Raw genomic sequence first — 19,826 nt, forward strand, 5'->3', positions numbered from 1 at the left:
CCCTTTAAGGTTTTTGTTGTTTGCGCGATGCGTGGGACGCATCAGCAGGATCAAGCAAACCCGCGCGCTCATGAAAGTAACGGCGCGCGTGTGGGGGTCGGGTATCAACCCGAACCGTGTCTGACCACCGGGTCAGGTGTGTTTTGCAGAAGCTGCGGATGCTTGTTGCAGAATAACCACACAGAAATGGATAAAAACGCAATTTGCAAATATAACTCTTCGTCACTCAAATGGAGCGAAGATCAACTTATTTTATATTTGCAAAGGTGCGTGGACCCCCGCAAATAACTCAAGAAAAGTGCAGAAAATATAACTTTTTACTGGTTCTTCGCCGAGTGAAAAGCAAAGTCCTCGCGAAAACTGTTACTTAGCCAGCCCAGCTTTCGCACGCCTCGGCAGTCGTCGGAACGCCGTGCCGTTTGCGAATGAGGTCGAACACGACCGCCTTGATGATGCTTACGCACATGGCCACGACTACGATCGAGAAAGGCAATGCGCCGATGATCATCGTGATACGGATCGCCTCGATACCGCCAAGAATGAGCATTGAGCCGACTACGAAAGCGAGCGCCATGCCCCAGAAGATGATGTGATAGCGGCGAGCGCCCTCGTCATCCCCGGCGCCGTTGATCGTGTTCACGATCAGGATCGCGCTGTCCGCCGAGGTGATGAGGTAGGTCATCAAGAGAAGCACCACGAGACCCGATACGATTAATGCCACTCCCGGGCTGAGGAGCACCGCAAGAGTTGCATAGAGTTGATCGGAAATACCCGTTTCAAGAATCTGCCCACCGGCCTGTCCGCTGAGCTCCAGCTCGATCGCCGTCCCGCCAGCAAGCGCCATCCACAAGAAGCACATCAGCGACGGCACCAGAGCCACGCCCAGCACGTATTCACGGATCGTGCGCCCGCGCGAGATGCGGGCGATGAACATTCCGACGAAGGGCGCAAAGGCGATCCACCACGCCCAATAGAAGACCGACCAGTCGAGCTGCCATTGCACGAGTGCATCCCCCGCTGCGCTGCCATCGCTTGTGAACAGGGTCAGCGAGTTGGCCGGAAGCGTGACGATATAATCCCAGATTCCAAGGGCCAGCAGCTCCAACCCGCCCAGCCCGACGCCGACGGTCGCGAACAATGCCAGCAAACCAAACGACAAGGCCATGTTGATGTTGGAAAGCCATTTGATTCCGCGCCCGACGCCCGACAGCGCGCTTAACGTGGATGCGCCGACAAGCACCAAGAGCGCGGTCACGATGGCAGCAGCCGAAGCAGTTAGCCCGCTGCCGTCGCCCGCTTCAACCATCAGCCAGTCACCCATTCCGACCCGGTAGAGCCCTGCAACGAATTGCTGCACGCCCAGCCCCATCGTAACGGCAACGCCCAGGATAGTGGCGACCACCGCGACGATATCGACGACATGGCCCGCAATACCCGACATCGACTTGCCGAAAATGGGCGCAAGGCTCGAACGGATCGTCAGAGGCAGACCGCGCCGATGTGCGACGTATCCGATTGCCAGCCCGACAAGCGCGTAGGTGCACCATGCGCCGAAACCCCAGTGCAGGAAGGTCCACATGTAAGCTGGCCGCACGGCTTCGGCTGTGCCTGCCTCGATGCTTCCGCGAATGATGTCGGGGTTGTTCGCAAAATGTGCGAGCGGCTCTCCCGTCGAATAGGTCAGCATCCCAATACCGATCCCTGCCCCGAACAGCATTGAGAACCACGAGAAGCGCGAGAACTCCGGTTTCTCCTCCGGCCCGCCAATCCGCAGCGAGCCCGTTTGAGGCACCAGCGCGAGCGCTCCACACACTACGATCAGAGCGGCCACAAGATAAACGTACCAGCCGCTGAAAGAAGAGATTATCGTCGAATTGGCGACCTGCAGCGTCTCCATCGCGCTGACAGGGAAGAAGATCGCCCACATGATGATCAGCGAGACAATGATCTTGCCCGGGATCGTCACTTCACGGCTGAAGCCGTCGTAAAAACCGCTGTCATGGGTTGAAATTGGAAGTTCGATGATCGGCGGATCAATCGGATAATTTCCGGTAGAAGAGGCGTCAGCGCTTTCGCTGGTCATGTGCAACCTTGGTTCGGCAACCCTTCGCGGGAGCCATTATTGGAAGCATCGCACCTACAGGGGCCAAGCGCCTCTTTGCAACCCCACCCCCTTTTCGCGTTCACTTCGGAACATTCGCTGCCAAGCCCCTTGCGCATTCAGGACTTTACGCAGATACAAGGGAGCAACAAAAAGAACATAGTTTTCATAGGTCGCGTGTTTCCTAGTGGGGGGAGAAAGCAATGGCCGTTACTGATCACGTAAATCTCGAACAGTTCATGGAAGGCGTGAAAAAGCGCAATCCGGGACAGCCCGAATTTGTCCAGGCAGTACATGAAGTTGCACAGGACATCTTCGAGTTCATGGAAGACAAGGTCGAATATCACGAAGCGCAGATCTTGCGCCGTATCGCAGAACCGGATCGCATCGTGTCGTTCCGCGTCTGCTGGGAAGACGACAATCACAACATCCGCGTTCAGCGTGGCTGGCGCGTTCAGAACAACAACGCGATCGGCCCTTACAAGGGCGGCATCCGCTTCCACCCGAGCGTGACCGAAAGCGTCCTGAAGTTCCTAGCGTTTGAGCAGACCTTCAAAAACTCGCTGACCGGCCTGCCCATGGGCGGCGGTAAGGGCGGCGCGAACTTCAATCCGAAGGGCAAGTCGGACGCCGAAGTGATGCGCTTCTGCCAGAGCTTCATGACCGAGCTTTACCGCCACATCGGGCCCGACACCGACGTTCCCGCCGGTGACATCGGCGTTGGTGGTCGCGAGATCGGCTACATGTTCGGCCAGTACAAGCGCATCACCAATCGCTGGGAAGGCGTTTTGACGGGCAAGGGCCAGGAATATGGCGGCTCGCAGATGCGTCCCGAAGCGACCGGCTACGGCGCGGTCTATTTCCTGCAGAACATGCTCAAGCACCAGGGAAAGGATGTCGAAGGGCACACCGCCGTCATTTCGGGCTCGGGCAATGTGGCAACGCACGCTGCCGAAAAAATCACTCAGCTGGGCGGCAAGGTTCTGACCCTGTCAGATTCGGGCGGCTTCATCCACGATCCCGATGGCATCGACCAGGAGAAGATCGACTGGGTCAAACATCTCAAGACGGTCAAGCGCGGCCGGATCAGCGAGTATGTCGATGAGTTCAAGAGTGCGACCTTCCACGAAGGTCGTCCGTGGAACATCGCAGCTGACCTAGCCCTTCCATGCGCAACGCAGAATGAGCTCAACGAAGACGAGGCCAAGGCGCTCGTGAGCAATGGCTGCAAAGGCGTGTCGGAAGGCGCAAACATGCCGACCACGCTCGAAGGCGTGAAGGTATTCCATGACGCCAAGATCTTGTACGGCCCCGGTAAGGCGGCCAATGCAGGCGGCGTTGCCGTCTCCGGGCTCGAAATGAGCCAGAACTCCGAGCGCATCAGCTGGAACCACGAACGCCTCGGTGAAATGCTCACAGATCTCATGTCGGGCATTCACGAGAAGTGCACCGAATATGGTGAGCAGGACGGTGGTTACGTCGACTACGTGAAGGGCGCAAACATCGCGGGCTTCAAGAAGGTCGCTGACGCAATGCTCGCATTCGGCGTCGTCTAAGCCGCTCGATTTAAGCAAAGAAAAAGGGGCGTCTCCGTGCATGGAGGCGCCCCTTTTTCATGACGGTTATAGGCCCCTAGCCCGTCACCGCACGCCCAGCTGTTCTGCTGCCGCGCGCAATTCTCCGGCCCGCGAAGGGTTCGCCGCGATTGCGGAATCGAGCGCAGCGCGTGCCGCGTCGGGCTCACCCAAAGTCATCCGGCTGCGCATCAGCATTACCCAGCCATCGACATTGGTGGGCTCGCTTTCGAGCCGGCTTTCGAGCCTTGCCACCATGCCCTCGGCCATCGTGCGCTGTTCCCCCGGAGGCATGCGGCTCGCTTCGACAACCTGCTGTGCCGAGGGACCGCGAATGTTGGCCGATGCTGCCGGCCCAGCCGCCGCGCCCGATCCGGGAAGCATCGGAGTCTGCGCCGCGCGGGTTTCCATGACTGTTGCCAGACGCTGGTCGACGGCAATGTCGTTGATTGCACCGACCTGCTGGATCGTTCGCACCACGTCCGATTCCCAAGGAGCGCCCGGAGGCGTGTCGGAAAGAAGCGCAAGCCAGTCGGTAATCGCGCCCTGATGATCGCCGTCGATATCCTTCTTCACGGCAAGGAAGTAACGCGAACGTGGATCGGAAGGGTCGAGTTCAAGGGCCTTTTCAAAAGCATCGAGCGCAATCTGCGGCAACGGATCGGCAGCGGCACTCGCTGCATCCACCGCCATAACCCGCGCTTCTCCAAGTGCCGACCACAATGCTGCGGCGCTGTCGTCAATCTCGACCGCGCGTTCATAGGCGCTCACGGCATCGCCGAATTCGTTGCGTTGAAAATGCGCAAAGGCGAGCTCGCTCCAAGGCCCCGCATCGTCGCTCGACGCGTTTGCTGCGGCGCGAAGGTCTTCCATCGAGGGGCCGGTATCAGCCGTAGCGACGGTCTCAGCCTCGGGTTCACCGCTGCCAATAACGTTATAACCAATCGAACCGGCCGCAAGCACAGCCGCACCACCTAGCAGGACCCAGCCCGCCTTACCCCCAGACATAATGCTATAAATCCCTTCAATCGCGCTATTTGCATCGGATCACATAAGAAATTCACTAGCAAGCGGTGCAGAAAACGGCAATTGACTCTGGCATTGGGGGCCACTTTCCTTATGGTGGCACTGGGATTTGATCTATCCAAAGGGGGGGGTAGATTGTCAGACTTGTATGAAGTCGCCATTATTGGCTCCGGTCCTGCCGGGATGAGCGCCGCTGGTCAGGCTGCCAAGCGCGGTCTGTCGCACGTCCTCCTGGAAAAGACCGACCACCTCTCGGACACGATCTACAAATACCAGAAGGGCAAGCACGTCATGGCAACGCCCTCGAACCTCCAGCTGCGCGCTGGCGGGTACGAGGAGGGCGCGGGCGGCGGCATGGAATTCGACGAAGGAAAGCGCGAATTCATCCTCGACACCTGGGATCGCCAGGTCGCCGAGATGGGCGTCAATGTCGAATACAACGCAGAAGTGGTCGAAGTTTCGGGCGAGAAAGGCGACTTCACGCTCAAGACAAAAGCCGGGGCGACATTCCGCGCGAAGACCATCATCCTGGGCATCGGGACGCAGGGTAACCCCAACAAGCTGCGCTGCCCGGGGGCCGATCACCCGATGATCACCTCGCAGCTCGACGATCCTGCCGACTTCCACGACACGCATATAACCGTCGTGGGTACGGGCGATGCCGGCATCGAGAACGCGCTTGGCCTGTCGGAAGAAGCTCTCGGCAACACCGTCACCATCCTCAACCGTGGCACCGACTTTGCAAAGGCAAAGCAGCGTAACGCCGACCTGCTTCAGGCCGCGCATGACGATGGCAAGCTGCAAATTCGCTTCAAGACTTCGCCTGCCGAGGTGCGCGATGGGGAGATGGTGCTGGAGACCGAGACCGGTCAGGAAACCATTCCCTGTAATACGATCATTGCGCGCATCGGCTCGCAGCCGCCGCGCAAGTTCATCGAGGCGATGGGCGTCGAATTCACCAGCGAAGACCGCAGTGCGTTTCCAATCCTCTCGCCGGTGTTTGAATCGACCAAGCCAGGTATCTTCGTGATCGGGGCGCTGGCGGGCTATCCGCTGATCAAGCACTGCATGAACCAGGGCTACGACGTCGTCGAATATCTCGCGACCGGCGAATCGCCCAAACCTGCCGACGAACCGCTGCTAGAGGAAGTCTTTGCTGGCCTTCCCGGCAACAAGCCGGTCGACCACTGGCTCGAAGTTTACCAGAAGAACGTCGACATCTTCAAAGGTCTCTCCACGCTGCAGATGCGTGAGCTCATGCTCGATTCCACTTGCACGGCCTTTGCGCCGGGCGAAGTGATCTTCCGCCGCAACGAACAAGGCTCCTCGCTATTCGCTATTGCGCAAGGCAGCGTGGCGGTTGAGGTCGACCCGAACGATCCCTCGATCACCGTGCCGATCGGCCAAGGGTCGATCTTTGGTGAGGTCGGTCTGATTTCGGGCCGCCGCCGCGGTTCGACGATCCGCGCTGCGGAAGAAACTGTGGTGGTCGAACTGTCGCGCAAGGCTGCGCTCAAGCTGATCGGTTCCTCGCCCGAAGCGAACGAGACCGTGAAACGCATCTCGATCGAGCGCCAGATCCTGCAGATGTTCGGATCGGGCCTCACGCCTGACGACATCGCTCCTCTGGTCGCCAGCGCGCAGACAGAGGAAGTGCGGGCAGGCCAGGTCGTTATCCAGGAAGGCGACGACGACAAGGACCTTTTCATCCTGCGTTTCGGTTCAATGCTGGTCGAAAAGGCAATCGGCGACCGCCAGATCTTCCTGTCCTACCTGCCAGCAGGTACGTTCTTCGGCGAGATGGCCGTTATCGACGGCTCGAAGCGTACCGCAACGGTCAAGGCATCGGTTAAGTCCGAAGTCATCCGCCTGCCGGGAGACGGCTTCCTCGAACTGCTCGACAAGAAGCCGCAACTGCGTGAACGCGCGCTCGAAGTGATGGCGGATCGCCGCCGCACTACCGACTTCATCGAAAGCCAGAAAGACAGCGTCGACAACGCGCTCGAACTCTACACCGAAACCGCCAAGTTTCTGTCCGAACAGGGAATTGGCGAGGCAACCGACGCACTCCTCATCGACGAGAAGCTGTGCATCGGCTGCGACAATTGCGAGCGCGCCTGTGCCGATGCGCATGAAGGGCTCTCGCGGCTCGACCGGGAAGCGGGCAAGAGCTTTGCTCACCTCCACGTTCCGACGTCATGCCGACACTGCGAGCATCCGCACTGCATGGCCGATTGTCCGCCCAACGCGATCCAGCGCGGTCCCGATGGTGAGGTCTCGATCAATGCGGAAACCTGCATCGGCTGCGGCAATTGCAAGAGCAACTGTCCTTACGGCGTGATCCGCATGGATCCGGTGCCACCCAAGAAGCCATCGCTGCTCAGCTGGCTGTTCTTCGGCAGCGGCCCTGGCCCTGGCGAAGCATCCTATTCGTGGCGCAAGTCTCACGGCGACCCCGACCTCGCGAAGAAGGCGATCAAGTGCGACATGTGCGCTGGCATCGACGGAGGCCCCGCCTGCGTGCGCGCCTGCCCGACCGGTGCTGCCATCCGCGTGGCGCCTGACAAGTTCCTCACCTTTGCCAAGATTACAGAGGACGTCGAAGACTGATGGCGAGCGTGGCAGGCAACCGTTTCAAACAAGACGAGCGTCGGCGCAACGCCGATCATGTCAGCTTCCTAAAGCACCGGCGTTTCCGCTGGCTCTGGATCGCGCTCATGCTGTGCATCGTGACCGGGCTCGGTTACGCGATGATCGACCAGGAACCGCGCCCGAACGGGGGCAGCTGGTATGGCTATACGCTTGGCACGATCGGGCTGCTGCTGATCGTCTGGCTCTCACTGCTCGGCGTCCGCAAACGCAAGATCACGACCGGCCAATGGAGCTTGAAGGCGTGGACGAGCGCGCATGTTTACCTCGGCCTTGCATTGATCGTGGTCGGCACGCTCCACACCGGGTTCCAGATCGGGTGGAACGTCCACACGCTCGCCTATTTCCTGATGCTGCTGGTCATCATCAGCGGCATCTACGGGGTCATCGCCTACGCCACCTTGCCCTCCACGCTCTCGTCCAACCGCAAGGAGATGACGCGTGCAGAGATGCTCGATGCTCTGACCGCGCTCGACCGCCAGCTTGAAAGCGCAGCACAGCCGCTGGGTCGTGAGCAGACCGACCTCGTCATCGCCGCGCTCGAACAGGACGTCTTCTATGGCGGGGCATGGGGCCGTCTCACCGGAACCTATCCGGGCTGCAAGACCAACCGCGCCCTTGCTCGCATTTCCGAGAGCGGGAGCGAGGCTGAAGAGCGCGTCCATGCGCTGCTCGTCAAACGTGCCGACCAGCTCGGCCAGATCCGTCGCCACCTGCGCATCAGGGCGCTGCTTGAGGTGTGGCTCTTCATCCATATTCCGGCGACGATTGCCCTGCTCGCCGCACTGCTCGCGCATGTCGTGAGCGTGTTCTACTACTGGTGAGGCTGGCGTCATGGCATTCCTGATCCGCACCATCGACATCACCGCCTCGGGCCGCGAGATTGTCCGTGACCGTGAAGTCGGCAAGTCCGAACTTGTCGTCGGCCGCGCAGCGGAAAGCGATATTCACCTGGCTGACCTCGCGGTTGAGCAACGCCACGTGCGCCTTGCCGATGCGGGCGGCGGAATGCTGAGCGCGGAGTCGCTCGGTGGACTCGAATTCGGGCTGGACGGCCGCTCGGTCAAGGAAGGGACCATTGATCCCAATGTCGGGGCCGAAGTGTCTGTCGGCTCTGCGCGCCTCGCGATCTCGCGCGAAGGTGACGGCCCGGTCCAGATCATCATCAAGCAGGTCGAAAGGGACGAGGCAGCAGGAGACGCGTTGTCCTCCTTCGCACTTGCCGCCGCCCTGCCCAGCAAGCGCACGATGGCATGGGGCTTCACGGTCGCGATCCTGGGCCTGCTGCTCGCGGTTCCTATCGTCACCAACCTTACAAGCACGGCGCCCGAGAACGACCCGATGGACAAAGACGTCGTGGGCGCAACCAAGTTCGACGCCGCCTGGATCTCGGGCGGGATGAGCGTCGAGCACGCGCACCTCGAAGACAATTGCGAAGCTTGCCACGCAACGCCCTTCGTATCGGTTCAGGACGAAACCTGCCTTTCCTGCCACGAAGAACTTGGCCTTGGCGATCACGCCGAGATGCCGCGCCTCCGCGAAGGCATGGCGCCGCTCAGCACCGGCGATGCGATCCAGTGGTCGATTGCAGAAACGCTCGGCAAGGAAGGCCCGCTTGGCTGCGTCTCATGCCATTCCGAGCATGAGGGACCAGTCGATCTCGCCGCCGAAGAGCACCAGTTCTGGGACCAGCAATTCTGCTCTGACTGCCACGACGATCTCGACGCGCGGCTGACCGACGTCAGTTTCGGCAACGCGAACGACTTTGGCGACAAGCACCCGCAATTCCGTCCGCTGATCTACACCGCACACTTCTCCGACAAGCCAGTGCGCGTGTCGCTCGACACCGAGCCGGTCGAAATGAGCGGTCTCAAGTTCACGCACGACGAACACATGGACGAGCAAGGCGGCGTTGCGCGGATGGCGATCAGCCTCGGCAAGTATGGTGCGCCGCTCGAATGCAGCGACTGCCACTCGGACTGGAGCGAGGCTGAACGCGACATGATGCGCGAGGGCGGGCTGGCCGATGCTGCCATCGGAACACTGGGCAACGTGAAGTGGTCGCAGGCCGATCTCAAGAACCTCAAGCAGTCTGGCCTTTCAAAGCGCCGGGTTGAGGACCTTGGCGACTACAAGCCGGTCGTCATGGAGGATTCGTGTGAGGCATGTCACAGCCTCGTCTTCGACCGCGCTGGCCCCGCTTTCCGAACCCTTCGCCACGGCAATGTCGATGACCTGATGGCCGACCTTGCTACCATGGACCGCGGTCCGCGCGGCGATATCGTGAGCGGGCGCGGTCGTCCGGGGCAGTTTGCTCGTGGCGGGCGTTACTACTCGAACTTTGGCCGTCCCATGGGGCTCTACATCGCGATCAACCGCGCTCTGGAGCGAGACGGGGTCTGCGGCGAGTGCCACATTCCGACCATGACCGATGGCAGGCGCGACCTGACGCCGGTCAATCTGCCCAACCGCTTCCTGATGCACGGTGCGTTCTATCACTCAGCGCATGAGGAAGACGCAGCCGGCAATCCGCTCGAATGTACCGAGTGCCATGCGACCAGCACCTCGAACGAAGCGACCGATCTGCTGATCCCGGACCTCGAAAGCTGCCGTGATTGCCACCTTGGCGAAGCCGCAGCAAAGACCGAGGAAATCGTGCCCTCGACCTGCGCGATGTGCCACGGCTATCACACGCCAACCTCTCCCTGGCGGCCCGAAGATCATCCAGATATGCCCGGAAATGGTGCTAACGATAATGTCGCAGCAATCTTGAGCAGTCTAAGACGCTAAGAATGGAGAGCGAGAAACGCGGTGTGCTGATTGCACAGATCACCGATACGCATGTCGGCTTTGAGCCGGAGGCGGGAGAGAACGAATTCAACTTCGTGCGGTTTCGCAATGTCTTGGGACATCTGCTGAACCAGAAGATCCTGCCCGACATGCTGATCCTTTCAGGCGACCTCACCGACGGCGGGCAGCCAGACAGCTACGCCCGTATTCGCGAGCTTGTCGCTGAATGCCCCTTTCCGGTCCATGTGATCCCGGGCAATCACGATTCGCGCGATGAGCTGCTCAAGGCCTTCCCCGACTGTCCCACGGCCGATGGGTTTGCGCAATTCGCGATCGATTGCGACGATGGAGCGGGCAATGCTCTCCGGGTGCTCTGTCTCGATTCGTTCGAGCCGGGCCGCCACGGCGGCGCCTTTTGCGAGGTGCGCGCCGCCTGGCTCGCCAAGGAGCTTGCCGCCCATCCCGATACGCCGACAGTCATCTTCATGCACCACCCACCGGTGGTAGCAGGGATCGACTGGATGGACCCCAAGCCCGGCGAAGCGTGGTTCAAGCGGTTCCATGACACCGTTAAAGGTCATGACCAGATCATCTCGATCCAGGCTGGGCACCTGCACCGTCCTCTGCACTCGGTGGTCGAAGGCATTCCTTTGAGCGTCACGCCCGCGGTCGCGCCGGCGGTCGCACTCGACCTAAGGCCAATGGATGCCGAGGTCGCGGACAGCCGCCCGATCGTCGCGGCAGAGCCACCCTTCTATTCGCTCCACCTGTGGCGCGGTGGCGAGTTCGTCTCGCACTTCCAGCCTGTCGGCCATTGGCAGACGCTCGCTCGCTTCGAGGAGCACCTGAAGCCGATGATGAAGGGCCTGTTCGCAGAGCGCGTCTAGTCCGCGCCGCACTCACCTGATCTGCAAGCGAGTGGACCACGCAAGGGGTGCGTTTGGAAAAACGTGCTCGCCCCGCCCAGAAGCTCGAAAATGGCGCGAAACCGGGGTTTGCGGGCGTTTCAGAACGCGCTTGCACTTGTAGGACGTGTGACTTTCCAAGTTCGCGCCCGGCGCGCGCAATCTTCCGACAAAACGACCACCAAATCAAAGAGCCGCCCGCACCCTAGTGCGAGCGGCCCATTGTAGGAAAGTTGATGTGAGCGGGAGCGTAATCCGCCCGCCCTAACTCAGCGTGAGCTGTAAGCGATCTCGTCCGTCTCTTCGCGCTCGGCGTCCATGCCAGCGCTGCGGCGCCATACGCTGTTGCGCCCGACCCAGCGGCTCATGTCGACCTCGTCAGTTACGCGGTACGGCACGCCCGAGCGGGTGATGAAGAGCTTCTCCATCTCCTCGCGCGTGAAGGGCCGCGAGCCGAGCCTGCCGAAGACTGCCATCTGGCCGCCCGTCTCATCCACCGCGCGGTCGCGGTCGAGGCCCTTGGAAAGCGCAATCGCAGGCGATGGTGTTTTCGCATAGGCGATGAGTTCGGGCATCGGCGCAGGGCTGAAGCCGTAGAAGTTGCGCTGGCTGTCGGGCGAGGTCAGTTGGAGAACTTTCATCCCGTTCACCCCGTCCGCGACGTAAGCGAACAGCGAGGCATTGGTCGAACCGACCACCACGTCCTCCGCATCGTTGAGCGTCCCGTCGAGCGTCACCTGCTGGTAAAGCTTGGGCGCACGCGGGTTGGTCACGTTGAAGATCATCAAACCGTCGCCCTTCGCCGCGACATAGGCATAGGTGCGCGCGACGTAGATCCGGCGGGCATCCGCGATCGGATAGGTCGCCTCGGGAACCGCGACGGGATCGTCCATTTTGGTCACGTCGAAGACTTTCAGGCCTTCCGCATCAGTCACCCAAAGATAACGGAACTGGATCGTCGTCGCGCGGGCGTCGGTCATCGGGATGACCTTGGTCACGCGCGGGGCGAGGCAGCTTTCCGCCGGGTTTTCGGGATCGACTTCGCACTCATCGCGCCAGGCGGTCGCCGGATCGTCGGCGATATCCTTGGGCAGGTAGACCACGACCAGCCCTGCATCGGCAGTGATGTAGGCATAATCGCCTGCGAGCGTAATGTGTTTCGCGCCGGTCAGAACACCGTCCGGGTTCCACGCATCTGAGCCATCGGGGAAGATCGCGCGCTCGAAGAAGTTGTCGCGGAATTCGCCGTCGGCCAGCGTGTTGACGTCGACTGCGATCAGGCCTTCGACGCTGTCGGTGATGAATGCGTAGTCATAGACCGGACTAAACGCCTGCTCCTGATTGACTTCGCGCATCTGGGCGGTGTTGCGCTCAGGCGCGATTGGCTGGTTGGTAGCAACCGCCATGCAGGTCGCGTCTTCGGTGTCGACATGTGTATCGTGGCCGAGCGGCGAGAACGGCGCGGTGATGATGCGTTCCGAGATGCCCTTGTTCCCGATCGAGGCGATGTCATAGGCGCGGAAACCGCCCCGCCCTTCGGCGACGAACAGATATTCGCCGCGCATCTGAAGGCAGCCGACGCGGTCGCGCGTGCCTTCGTGGACGTTGACGAATTCCTCGAACGGCTTGGTCTCGCCCGAATAGTCATCATCGAACGCTTCGCCGCGCACCCAGTTCTTGAGCTCACGCCCATTGTCCTCGACGTGGCGGCGCCAATAGTCGGGATAGGAATAGCGGTGGAGGTAGGAACCGAGCACCGCTTGCGGCTCGTCATATTCGGTGACGCGAATGGCGTTGATGCCGCCTTCGAGGCCGGTGAAGGCGTGCATCCCGACAAAGTTCACATAATTCGTGCCGAGCAGCAGCAGCTGCGCCATGATCGCATTGTTGTCCTCTGCTTGTGAGAGGTGGCAATCGGTGCAGGTCTTCGTCTCGTTTAGACGGACCGTGTGCGGGAAGTGCGGTGCGAAGGCTTGCGAAGAGAAGCCAACCGCGCTGATCGGCGGCTGCTGCACGTAGATGCGCTCGCGGTTGATGTTGGTCGAGGACAGGATCAGCGCCGAAGACGACCGGATCGGAGCGGTCTGGTTGCCCTTGGTCGTCTGGTGCACGCCAAGCTGGAACATCTGGTCGCGCGCAACCTGCGGGTTGTAGGTCGCAAAGTTTCGCGTCTCGCCACCTTCGTAGCGGTGCGACTTGGTCTTCCAGTTTGCCTCGATCGGCAGGTGACAGCCGCCGCACGATGTCGTCCAGGAAAGGTGGCAGGTGAAACATGCCATTTCCGGATCGCGGTGGGCGCGGTCTTCCTCGGCAATGCCGGGGCCGAATTCATAGCGGCCGGTTTCGCCGCCATATTTGCTCATCAGCTTCGAGCGGGCCGAGCGGTCGTTGAAGCATGCGCCGTTCGAGGTGCTGCCTTCGTTGTCGCAGGCCGGAAGCTCGGGATTGACCGAGTCCTTGGTGAGGCTGACCTGCCATTCGAGCTCCGGATCGACGAGGCTGCGCTGGATCAGGATGCGGTGGCCGTTGTCGTCTTCTTTCCACTCGAAGCGGCGCTGGCCGTCCGGGTTGCGAAGGAGCGCGAGATTGTGGCCTTCGGGCGGTGCGGCAGGGCCGCTGGTGCGCAGCGTCGGGTAAGCATCGGCGGTGCCGTGGCAGTCCTTGCACCCGATCTCGATCGCGTTGGCGACTTCGCCGTAGATGAGGCCGTTGCCGTGGGTGTCCTGTTCGAAGTGACAGTCGACACACTGCATCCCAGCCTCGGCGTGGATCGACATCATGTGGACCGCGACGCCGGGATTGTTGGTGTCGTTTTCAGCCGGGTTCTTCTCAACCTCGACGAAGAGTTCCTCGCCATCCTTGCGCCAGCGCTGGCGCCAGCGGTCCTGGTGGTAGGCGAATTCCTCAGCGCTGTCGGTTTCCGGATCGCCGGGGCGCAGGATGTTGCCTTCGGCATCGAGCAGATTGCCTTCGCGGTCGCGCTTGAAAATGCCGCGGAAGTTCCAGCCATGGCCGTGATAGTCGGCAAACTGGGTGTGCTCTAGCTCCGGGTTGAGCTCATAGACGTTGCGCAGGAAGTCGAGGTTCGCCCACATACCGCGAGCGGCAGCGCCTTCAGGGTTGCGATCCATGATGGCGCGCACTTCCTCGGCGGTGGGGAAGCGTTGTTCCTTGTAGAATGCCTCGTAATCCTCGTCGCTCATGCCATGCGGGCGCGGGGTGGTGTTTTCGGGACCCGACCACATGAAAGGCGCGTCGCTCTCGTAATCCCACATCGTGTAGCCGAGATACGAGTTCAGGAAGATGTTGGGCTGGTGCATGTGGCAGTTCATGCACTGCGCGGTCGGGATCGAGCGGGTGAAGACGTGGCGGATCGGGTGACCGCTTTCGCGCGTTGGTTCGTCCGAATGCGTGTCGTGACCGTCGCCATAGGGATCGTCGCCTGGCCCCTTCAGCGCGCCGTGGCCGTCGGTGTAGTCACCACCATGGTCATCGCCGTGGCCGTTACCGTCATAGCCTTCGCCAGGAATGCGCCCGCCGTAGCCCGCGCTCTCGCGGGAGTAGCACTGGGCCGCAGCGGCGGCGTTGGCGTTGGCAACCGGGTTGATGCAGGGATCAACCGTCTGCGTCTGCCCGTCGCGGCCATATTGCGCGTAAGTGAGGCTGTGACGCGGCTCACGGTCGTTGGCATAGACCACGTGGCAGCTTGCGCAGCCCGAGTGACGATAGTCGCCCGGCTGGTCGTTCGTGCCCATGAACCAGGTGAACGGGTCGTTGAGGCGGGTCTTGTGAATGTTCAAGGCCGGGATCGCGACGCGAAGGCCGGTGCCGGGACCACGGTTCGACTGCTTGAGGTCTGGACGGCCCGGTTCCTCGAGGCGCTGGATCAGGCCGGTCGGGCTTGGCAGGCCGATTTCGGGGAACTGCGAGTTGATTGTGCGCCCGCCGCGTTCAAACACGCGGAAGACGTCGGCAGGCGGGATCACGTGCCATGTCGGCAGCGGGTAAAGCTGGCCGAGCACGCCGCGCGCCTCTTGAGCCTCGGAAAGCGTGCCGTCTTCGCCATAGCCGGGCGAGGAAATGACATTGGCAACACCCGAGATCGTCGCCGGGTCTCCCGAGCGGGTGTAGGCTTCGCCAAGGATGTAATTCTTGAAGGGCAGAATGCCGTTATTGTACGTCGCCCCGCCCCACAGCATTGCGCCGGTTGCCATGATCGAACGTTCGGCGGCTTCGATCGACTGGATGTGGCACGAACCGCATGCCTCGCGCGCCACGCGGTAGTCCGAGGGGTTCACGAACTTCACAAACTCCGGCGATTCCTTGTTGAGCAGCGCATAGGAGCGCTTGGGGTTCGCCGATGAGGGGGCGTGCCAGCTGTCTGGATATTTGGGCAGAACGTGTGCAGCATCGCGCGCGGCTGCGTAATCAGGATGGTCGTATGGCAGCGCGGGATTGCCTTCGACGCCTGCGTTACCGCCGTGACAGTCGGTGCAGCCCAGCACGACAGCAGGCGTTTCGTGCATCGTCGCCGCATCGCTTGCCTTGTGGCAGGTCTTGCAGCCCATTGATTTTGCATCGGCCTCGGCCTGCGACTGCCGCGCAGGAGCGGGCGGCGCGAGCACGCCTGCGTCCTTGTAATTGCGATAGACCGGCTTTTCCTCTGCCGCCGCAAATCCGGTCGACTGGAACACCGATACGCCAAGCATCATCACGGCAAGCGCAAAAAGCGCCTGAGCAGGTGAAATGAGGCCTCGTAGCGAGATGAGTTTGCCAAGCATCAGTAGGTCAACGTCACGTTTGCGAGGATCGAGTAATACTCATCCTGGTTGCCGAGATTGTCGAACAGGTCCTTGAACCCGTCGCCCGAAAGGAGCGCTGCGCCCGACAGGCGGAAAACGATGTTCTGGTTGGCTTTGGGCCGCCAGATGGCCGAGGCCGAAAGGTCATAGCCAATCTCGCTCGGGATCGATCCTTCGACACGCAAAGCCTCGAGCGAGGAGGTGTTTTCGAACCAGAGGTGATTGGCGTTCGCGCTGAGGCGGAATTCCGGCGTCAGGTCAAAGTCCGCGCCAACGCCGACCAGCCACAGGCCCGGATTGTTGAAGTTCGACTGCCCCTGCTCTTTCGAGGAGCGCAGGTTGTTGAGGATGCCGTTACGGCCGTTAACCGCAACCGCGCGGCCTCCGCCTGCGAACGGGATCGTCTGCCTGATCCAGTAGGAGGTGTCAGCGCCTGCAAAGACCGGGTTTTCGAAGATCGCGTCGAACCCGCCCTCTGTGTCGTCATAGGGATCGCTGTCGCCGCTCTGGAAAGCGCCCGACAGGCGGAAACGCGCCCAGTCGCGGTCGTAGCTGAGCTCTACGGCAGCAAACTGCGCGTTGATGTCGGCCTTTTCGCCGGTGAAGAAGTTGTTGCGATCCTCACCCAGCGCCCAATAGGCGCTGCCCGTGATGTTGATGCGCCCAATGCGGCCATCAACGTTGTAGCCGAGATAGAACACATCGTAATCGCGCCCGCGAATATCGCCGAGCAGCGCCGGGCGGACCGGGAAGCCGTTATCGTCGATCTCGATATCGTTGCCCTCGCGGTTGCGGTTGTAGGCAAAGGTGATCTGGCTGGTCAGCGCCGGGATCAGGAAATCCTGACGATAGGCGTTGGCGATGAAAACGAAATCGTCGCGCGGTTCCTGCACGACCGAGTTCAGACCGCTGTTCGTGTCCTTCTCAAGCCGCCAGAACGCGCCGAGGTTGAACTGGAAACGGTTGTTGTCGCGGTTGCCGAACAGCCGCACGCCAAGCTGCTGATCGTTGAACAGGAACCCGCGGAAATCGGCCTGGAACGGCTGGATGCCGGCGCGGATCGAGATGAAGTCAAACCGATCGGTGTCGAGCGGGGTGAAGTGATAGTCGACGAACAATTCCTGGACGCCCAGGAAATGGTCGAGACGGTCGGTCCCCTTCGACGGCTCAACAAACAGAACGCGCCGCTCGGGCACGTCGACATAGTTCACATTGTAGGCAAGCGTGACGCGGTATTCGACCGAGGGCGGCTGGTAGGCGGTGTTGCCCTTGAGCAGCGCTGCGCCGACGATGAAAGTCTGTGACAGGACGGTCGAGAAATCGTTGCCGAACACATCGAGCCGGTCCGGGTCTTCGGTCGTCTGAACGCCGACGGGGATCGGGAATGTGCGCGGCTCGTAAACCGTGTCGCTGATCGCGTTCAGGACAAAGAACCACTTGCCCGGCGATTTCAGGCCGAGAAACTTCGGCGTCCCGCAAGGCGCACTGCCATAGGGCGGCTCTTCGCCCGCTGCCTCTGCCGCTTCGCGAAGGCGGCGGCGGCGTTCCTGCTCGTCCTCGGTCGGGATGCAGATCGGCCGGTCGCCCTTGTAGGTGTTCTGCGCGTAGGGATCGAAGAAGTCTTCCTCGACCACGCCAAGCGATTCAATCAGACGCCAGCGATCCGGGATCGGCACCTGCGAGGGATCGAAAGCCTGCGGCGGCGGGGCACGCACGGCGCCCTCGTTCACCTGTATTACCTCTTCGGGAAGCTCTTCGTTGAAGCCGGGACGCTCGCGCCCTTCGAGGATTTGCCGGTCGAGATCCTCACCCTCTTCGCGCGCGGTGGTGTTGAGGCCTTCGCCTACGCTTCGATTGTGATCCTGCTCCTGCCCCTGGCTCTGTTCGGGCTCAGGCGGCTGCTCCTGCTGCACGCCGCCACCGGAGTCCTGCGCCATTGGCTGCGAGAGGATAACGAGCGGGAGAAGCGAGAAGGCCGACATCGTTACAGCCCCTCACACACGTTCTGTGTCGGATCATCGAGGAACGGCGCGAACGGGCAGTTCACGTAGCGCAGCCGAACCTGCCGCCCGGCGACATTCACGACGATGCGGTCCGCGCGGATCTCGTTGGGCGCGTTGTTGATCGAGCCGGTGCGCACCCCTGCATTGTGAAGGCCGAGGAAGCTGACCATGTCATCCTGATCGATACCGTCGCCCGAAACCCCGATACCGCCAATCAGCTGGCCGCCGCGATAGATCGGGACCGAGCCGGGGAAGATCTGGATGCCGTTGGAAATGCGCGGCGTGCCTTGCGAAGTGTTGGGCAGCCCTGTGCAGGCGCGCGGCGTATCGGGCTGTGTCCCGTTGCTCACAATAAAGCCCGCGTGCTGGAAGATGTTTCCGGCAACTAGCGTCAGCTGAAGCCCAGTCGCGAACGGGCTGAATGTTTGCGGATCCTCAACCGAGAGGGGCCCTGCGATCGGGCCGACTTCGCCATCCGGGAAATAGGGACGCGCAAGGTTGCCGCCCGAACGGTCTGCAAAGGCGAATGTCCCGGTCAGGGCATTGGGATCGCCGAGAAAGTCGCGCACCCGCTGCACCACTGCCGCCACTTCGGGCGGAGCTGCCGAGAAGTCCTGCGCGGCAATCGGGTTCGAGAAAAGCGCCGCGGTGCGCGCCTTTTGCAGCGACACATCGGTGCCGAAAATCGGCCCGTCAGGGCTGCGGACGATGCCGAGGATCTGGCCGTTCGTGTCGACCACGCTGATCGTCGCCTGCATCCGGCTGTCGAGCGGGCGACGGATCTGTGCGCGAGCGCGGCTCAATACAACAAACGCTTCTTCGAGAACCGCGCGAACCTCGCTCGCCGTCAGGGGCTGGCTAACCAAAGTGCCATCGGTCCCGGCGCGGATCGGATAGCGGTTGTTGCCGTTTCCATCGGTAAGGACAAAGGCGTCGGGGTTGGAAAATTCGGCGCGGGTCGAGGCCCGGATGCCGCTTGCCTCGGTGCCGTATGCAGTGCCTGCGCGAATGTTGCCGTCAGTATAGCCCGCGACTGGAATCAGCCCGCCGCCCGGACCGTTTACCGCCGCAAAATTCGTCTGGAGCGGAGACAGCTGGTCGAAACGCGCATCAACATAGCGAAGCGCTGTTCCGTCGACATTGATGCGGTTGGCGCGGATCGTTTCGGGTGCGGCGAAGCCCTGCGTCCCGGCGAGCGCTGCGAATTCTTCGGAATCGTTGTCGACATCGAGAATGTTGGCATCGAAGCCGTAATTGCCATCGCCTTCCACCCCGATCCCGCCGACGATCACGCCGTTCTTGTATATCGGAAGCCCGCCTGAATCGGCTGCAAGGCCAAGCGGCGAACGCTTGGGTCCGATAAAGGCCCCAGGCCCGCCCGATGCCGAAAAGCGCTCGCTAAGGTCGGAGCACGGAAGCTGGCTGAACTGCACGCCGAACAGCGGGCCGCTTTCAAGCCCCACCGTGGTCGGGGCAGGCGGAAAGTGTTCTTGCACGATCTGGCTTGCCGTGCGGGTCGAAAACGCATTGCCGCCGCTCGACAGATATGCGCCGGTGACGGCCTTTGCGATGGCCGCTGCTGAAGAGGGAACGTCAACGCCCTGAAGACCGATCCCTGCGCCCGGTGCTGCCGTGCCGCCAATCTGATTGAGGCTAACCTGCGTTGTGCCCGGTGCGCCTGCCATCTGGAACACGGCGAGTACATTGCCCACGCGGTCGGTGACAGCGATCGTCGATGGAATGCCGCGCGCGCTCGCCTCACCTGCGGCCTGGGCGATGATCTGCTGAACTTCGCCGACCGAGAGGCTTTCCTGCGCTGGAAAGTTGAAGAGTTGCCCCTGCGGTGGAGGCGGCGGTGGTGGAGGTGGCGGCGGATTACCGCCCGTGCCCCCGCCGCCGGGAGCGGAGTCCCCACCGCCACAGGCGGCCAGCACCAGAAGCGGTGCACCTGCCAGAACTTTCCATCCCCCCGCCAT

The 19,826-nt window shown here is 61.6% G+C and carries 10 protein-coding genes; 5 read left to right on the forward strand and 5 right to left on the reverse strand.

What is annotated here, in order from left to right:
• Positions 1 to 367: 367 nt before the first annotated feature.
• Positions 368 to 2,083, reverse strand: coding sequence for a BCCT family transporter (locus NAP1_RS09325; protein WP_007165034.1), 1,716 nt, complete (start codon positions 2,081 to 2,083; stop codon positions 368 to 370).
• 221 nt (positions 2,084 to 2,304) lie between these two features.
• Between NAP1_RS09325 and gdhA the strand changes: the two genes are divergently transcribed.
• Positions 2,305 to 3,657 (forward strand): NADP-specific glutamate dehydrogenase, encoded by a 1,353-nt coding sequence (gene gdhA / locus NAP1_RS09330; RefSeq protein ID WP_007165035.1) that lies wholly within the window; start codon positions 2,305 to 2,307, stop codon positions 3,655 to 3,657.
• An 84-nt stretch (positions 3,658 to 3,741) separates the two neighbouring features.
• Here the strand turns inward: gdhA and NAP1_RS09335 are convergent, their stop codons facing one another.
• Positions 3,742 to 4,683 carry a tetratricopeptide repeat protein gene (locus NAP1_RS09335; RefSeq protein ID WP_007165036.1) on the reverse strand — a complete coding sequence of 314 codons (942 nt, stop codon included), beginning with the start codon at positions 4,681 to 4,683 and terminating at the stop codon, positions 3,742 to 3,744.
• Positions 4,684 to 4,794: 111 nt separating this feature from the next.
• Between NAP1_RS09335 and NAP1_RS09340 the strand changes: the two genes are divergently transcribed.
• The 4 genes from NAP1_RS09340 to NAP1_RS09355 are packed head-to-tail and all read left to right on the forward strand — an operon-like array spanning position 4,795 to position 11,027.
• Positions 4,795 to 7,311: an NAD(P)-binding domain-containing protein gene (locus NAP1_RS09340; protein ID WP_050750423.1), complete on the forward strand. Its 2,517-nt coding sequence runs from the start codon at positions 4,795 to 4,797 to the stop codon at positions 7,309 to 7,311.
• Positions 7,311 to 8,174 carry a hypothetical protein gene (locus NAP1_RS09345; protein ID WP_007165038.1) on the forward strand — a complete coding sequence of 288 codons (864 nt, stop codon included), beginning with the start codon at positions 7,311 to 7,313 and terminating at the stop codon, positions 8,172 to 8,174. Before NAP1_RS09340 ends, NAP1_RS09345 begins: the two co-directional genes overlap by 1 nt.
• A 10-nt stretch (positions 8,175 to 8,184) precedes the next feature.
• Entirely contained in the window at positions 8,185 to 10,140 is a 1,956-nt protein-coding gene (locus tag NAP1_RS15935; protein ID WP_007165039.1) for a cytochrome c3 family protein, read from the forward strand.
• A 2-nt stretch (positions 10,141 to 10,142) separates the two neighbouring features.
• Positions 10,143 to 11,027 (forward strand): phosphodiesterase, encoded by an 885-nt coding sequence (locus tag NAP1_RS09355; protein WP_007165040.1) that lies wholly within the window; start codon positions 10,143 to 10,145, stop codon positions 11,025 to 11,027.
• 287 nt (positions 11,028 to 11,314) lie between these two features.
• Here NAP1_RS09355 and NAP1_RS09360 read toward each other — a convergent pair whose 3' ends face one another.
• The 3 genes from NAP1_RS09360 to NAP1_RS09370 are packed head-to-tail and all read right to left on the reverse strand — an operon-like array spanning position 11,315 to position 19,826.
• Positions 11,315 to 15,826, reverse strand: a complete 4,512-nt coding sequence (locus tag NAP1_RS09360; protein WP_007165041.1) for an LVIVD repeat-containing protein — start codon at positions 15,824 to 15,826, stop codon at positions 11,315 to 11,317.
• Complete coding sequence (locus NAP1_RS09365; protein ID WP_007165042.1) at positions 15,826 to 17,829, reverse strand: hypothetical protein; 2,004 nt, start codon at positions 17,827 to 17,829, stop codon at positions 15,826 to 15,828. Before NAP1_RS09365 ends, NAP1_RS09360 begins: the two co-directional genes overlap by 1 nt.
• A 2-nt stretch (positions 17,830 to 17,831) precedes the next feature.
• Positions 17,832 to 19,826, reverse strand: a complete 1,995-nt coding sequence (locus NAP1_RS09370; protein WP_007165043.1) for a heme-binding protein — start codon at positions 19,824 to 19,826, stop codon at positions 17,832 to 17,834.

The sequence above is a fragment of the Erythrobacter sp. NAP1 genome (assembly GCF_000152865.1).
Lineage (GTDB): Bacteria > Pseudomonadota > Alphaproteobacteria > Sphingomonadales > Sphingomonadaceae > Erythrobacter.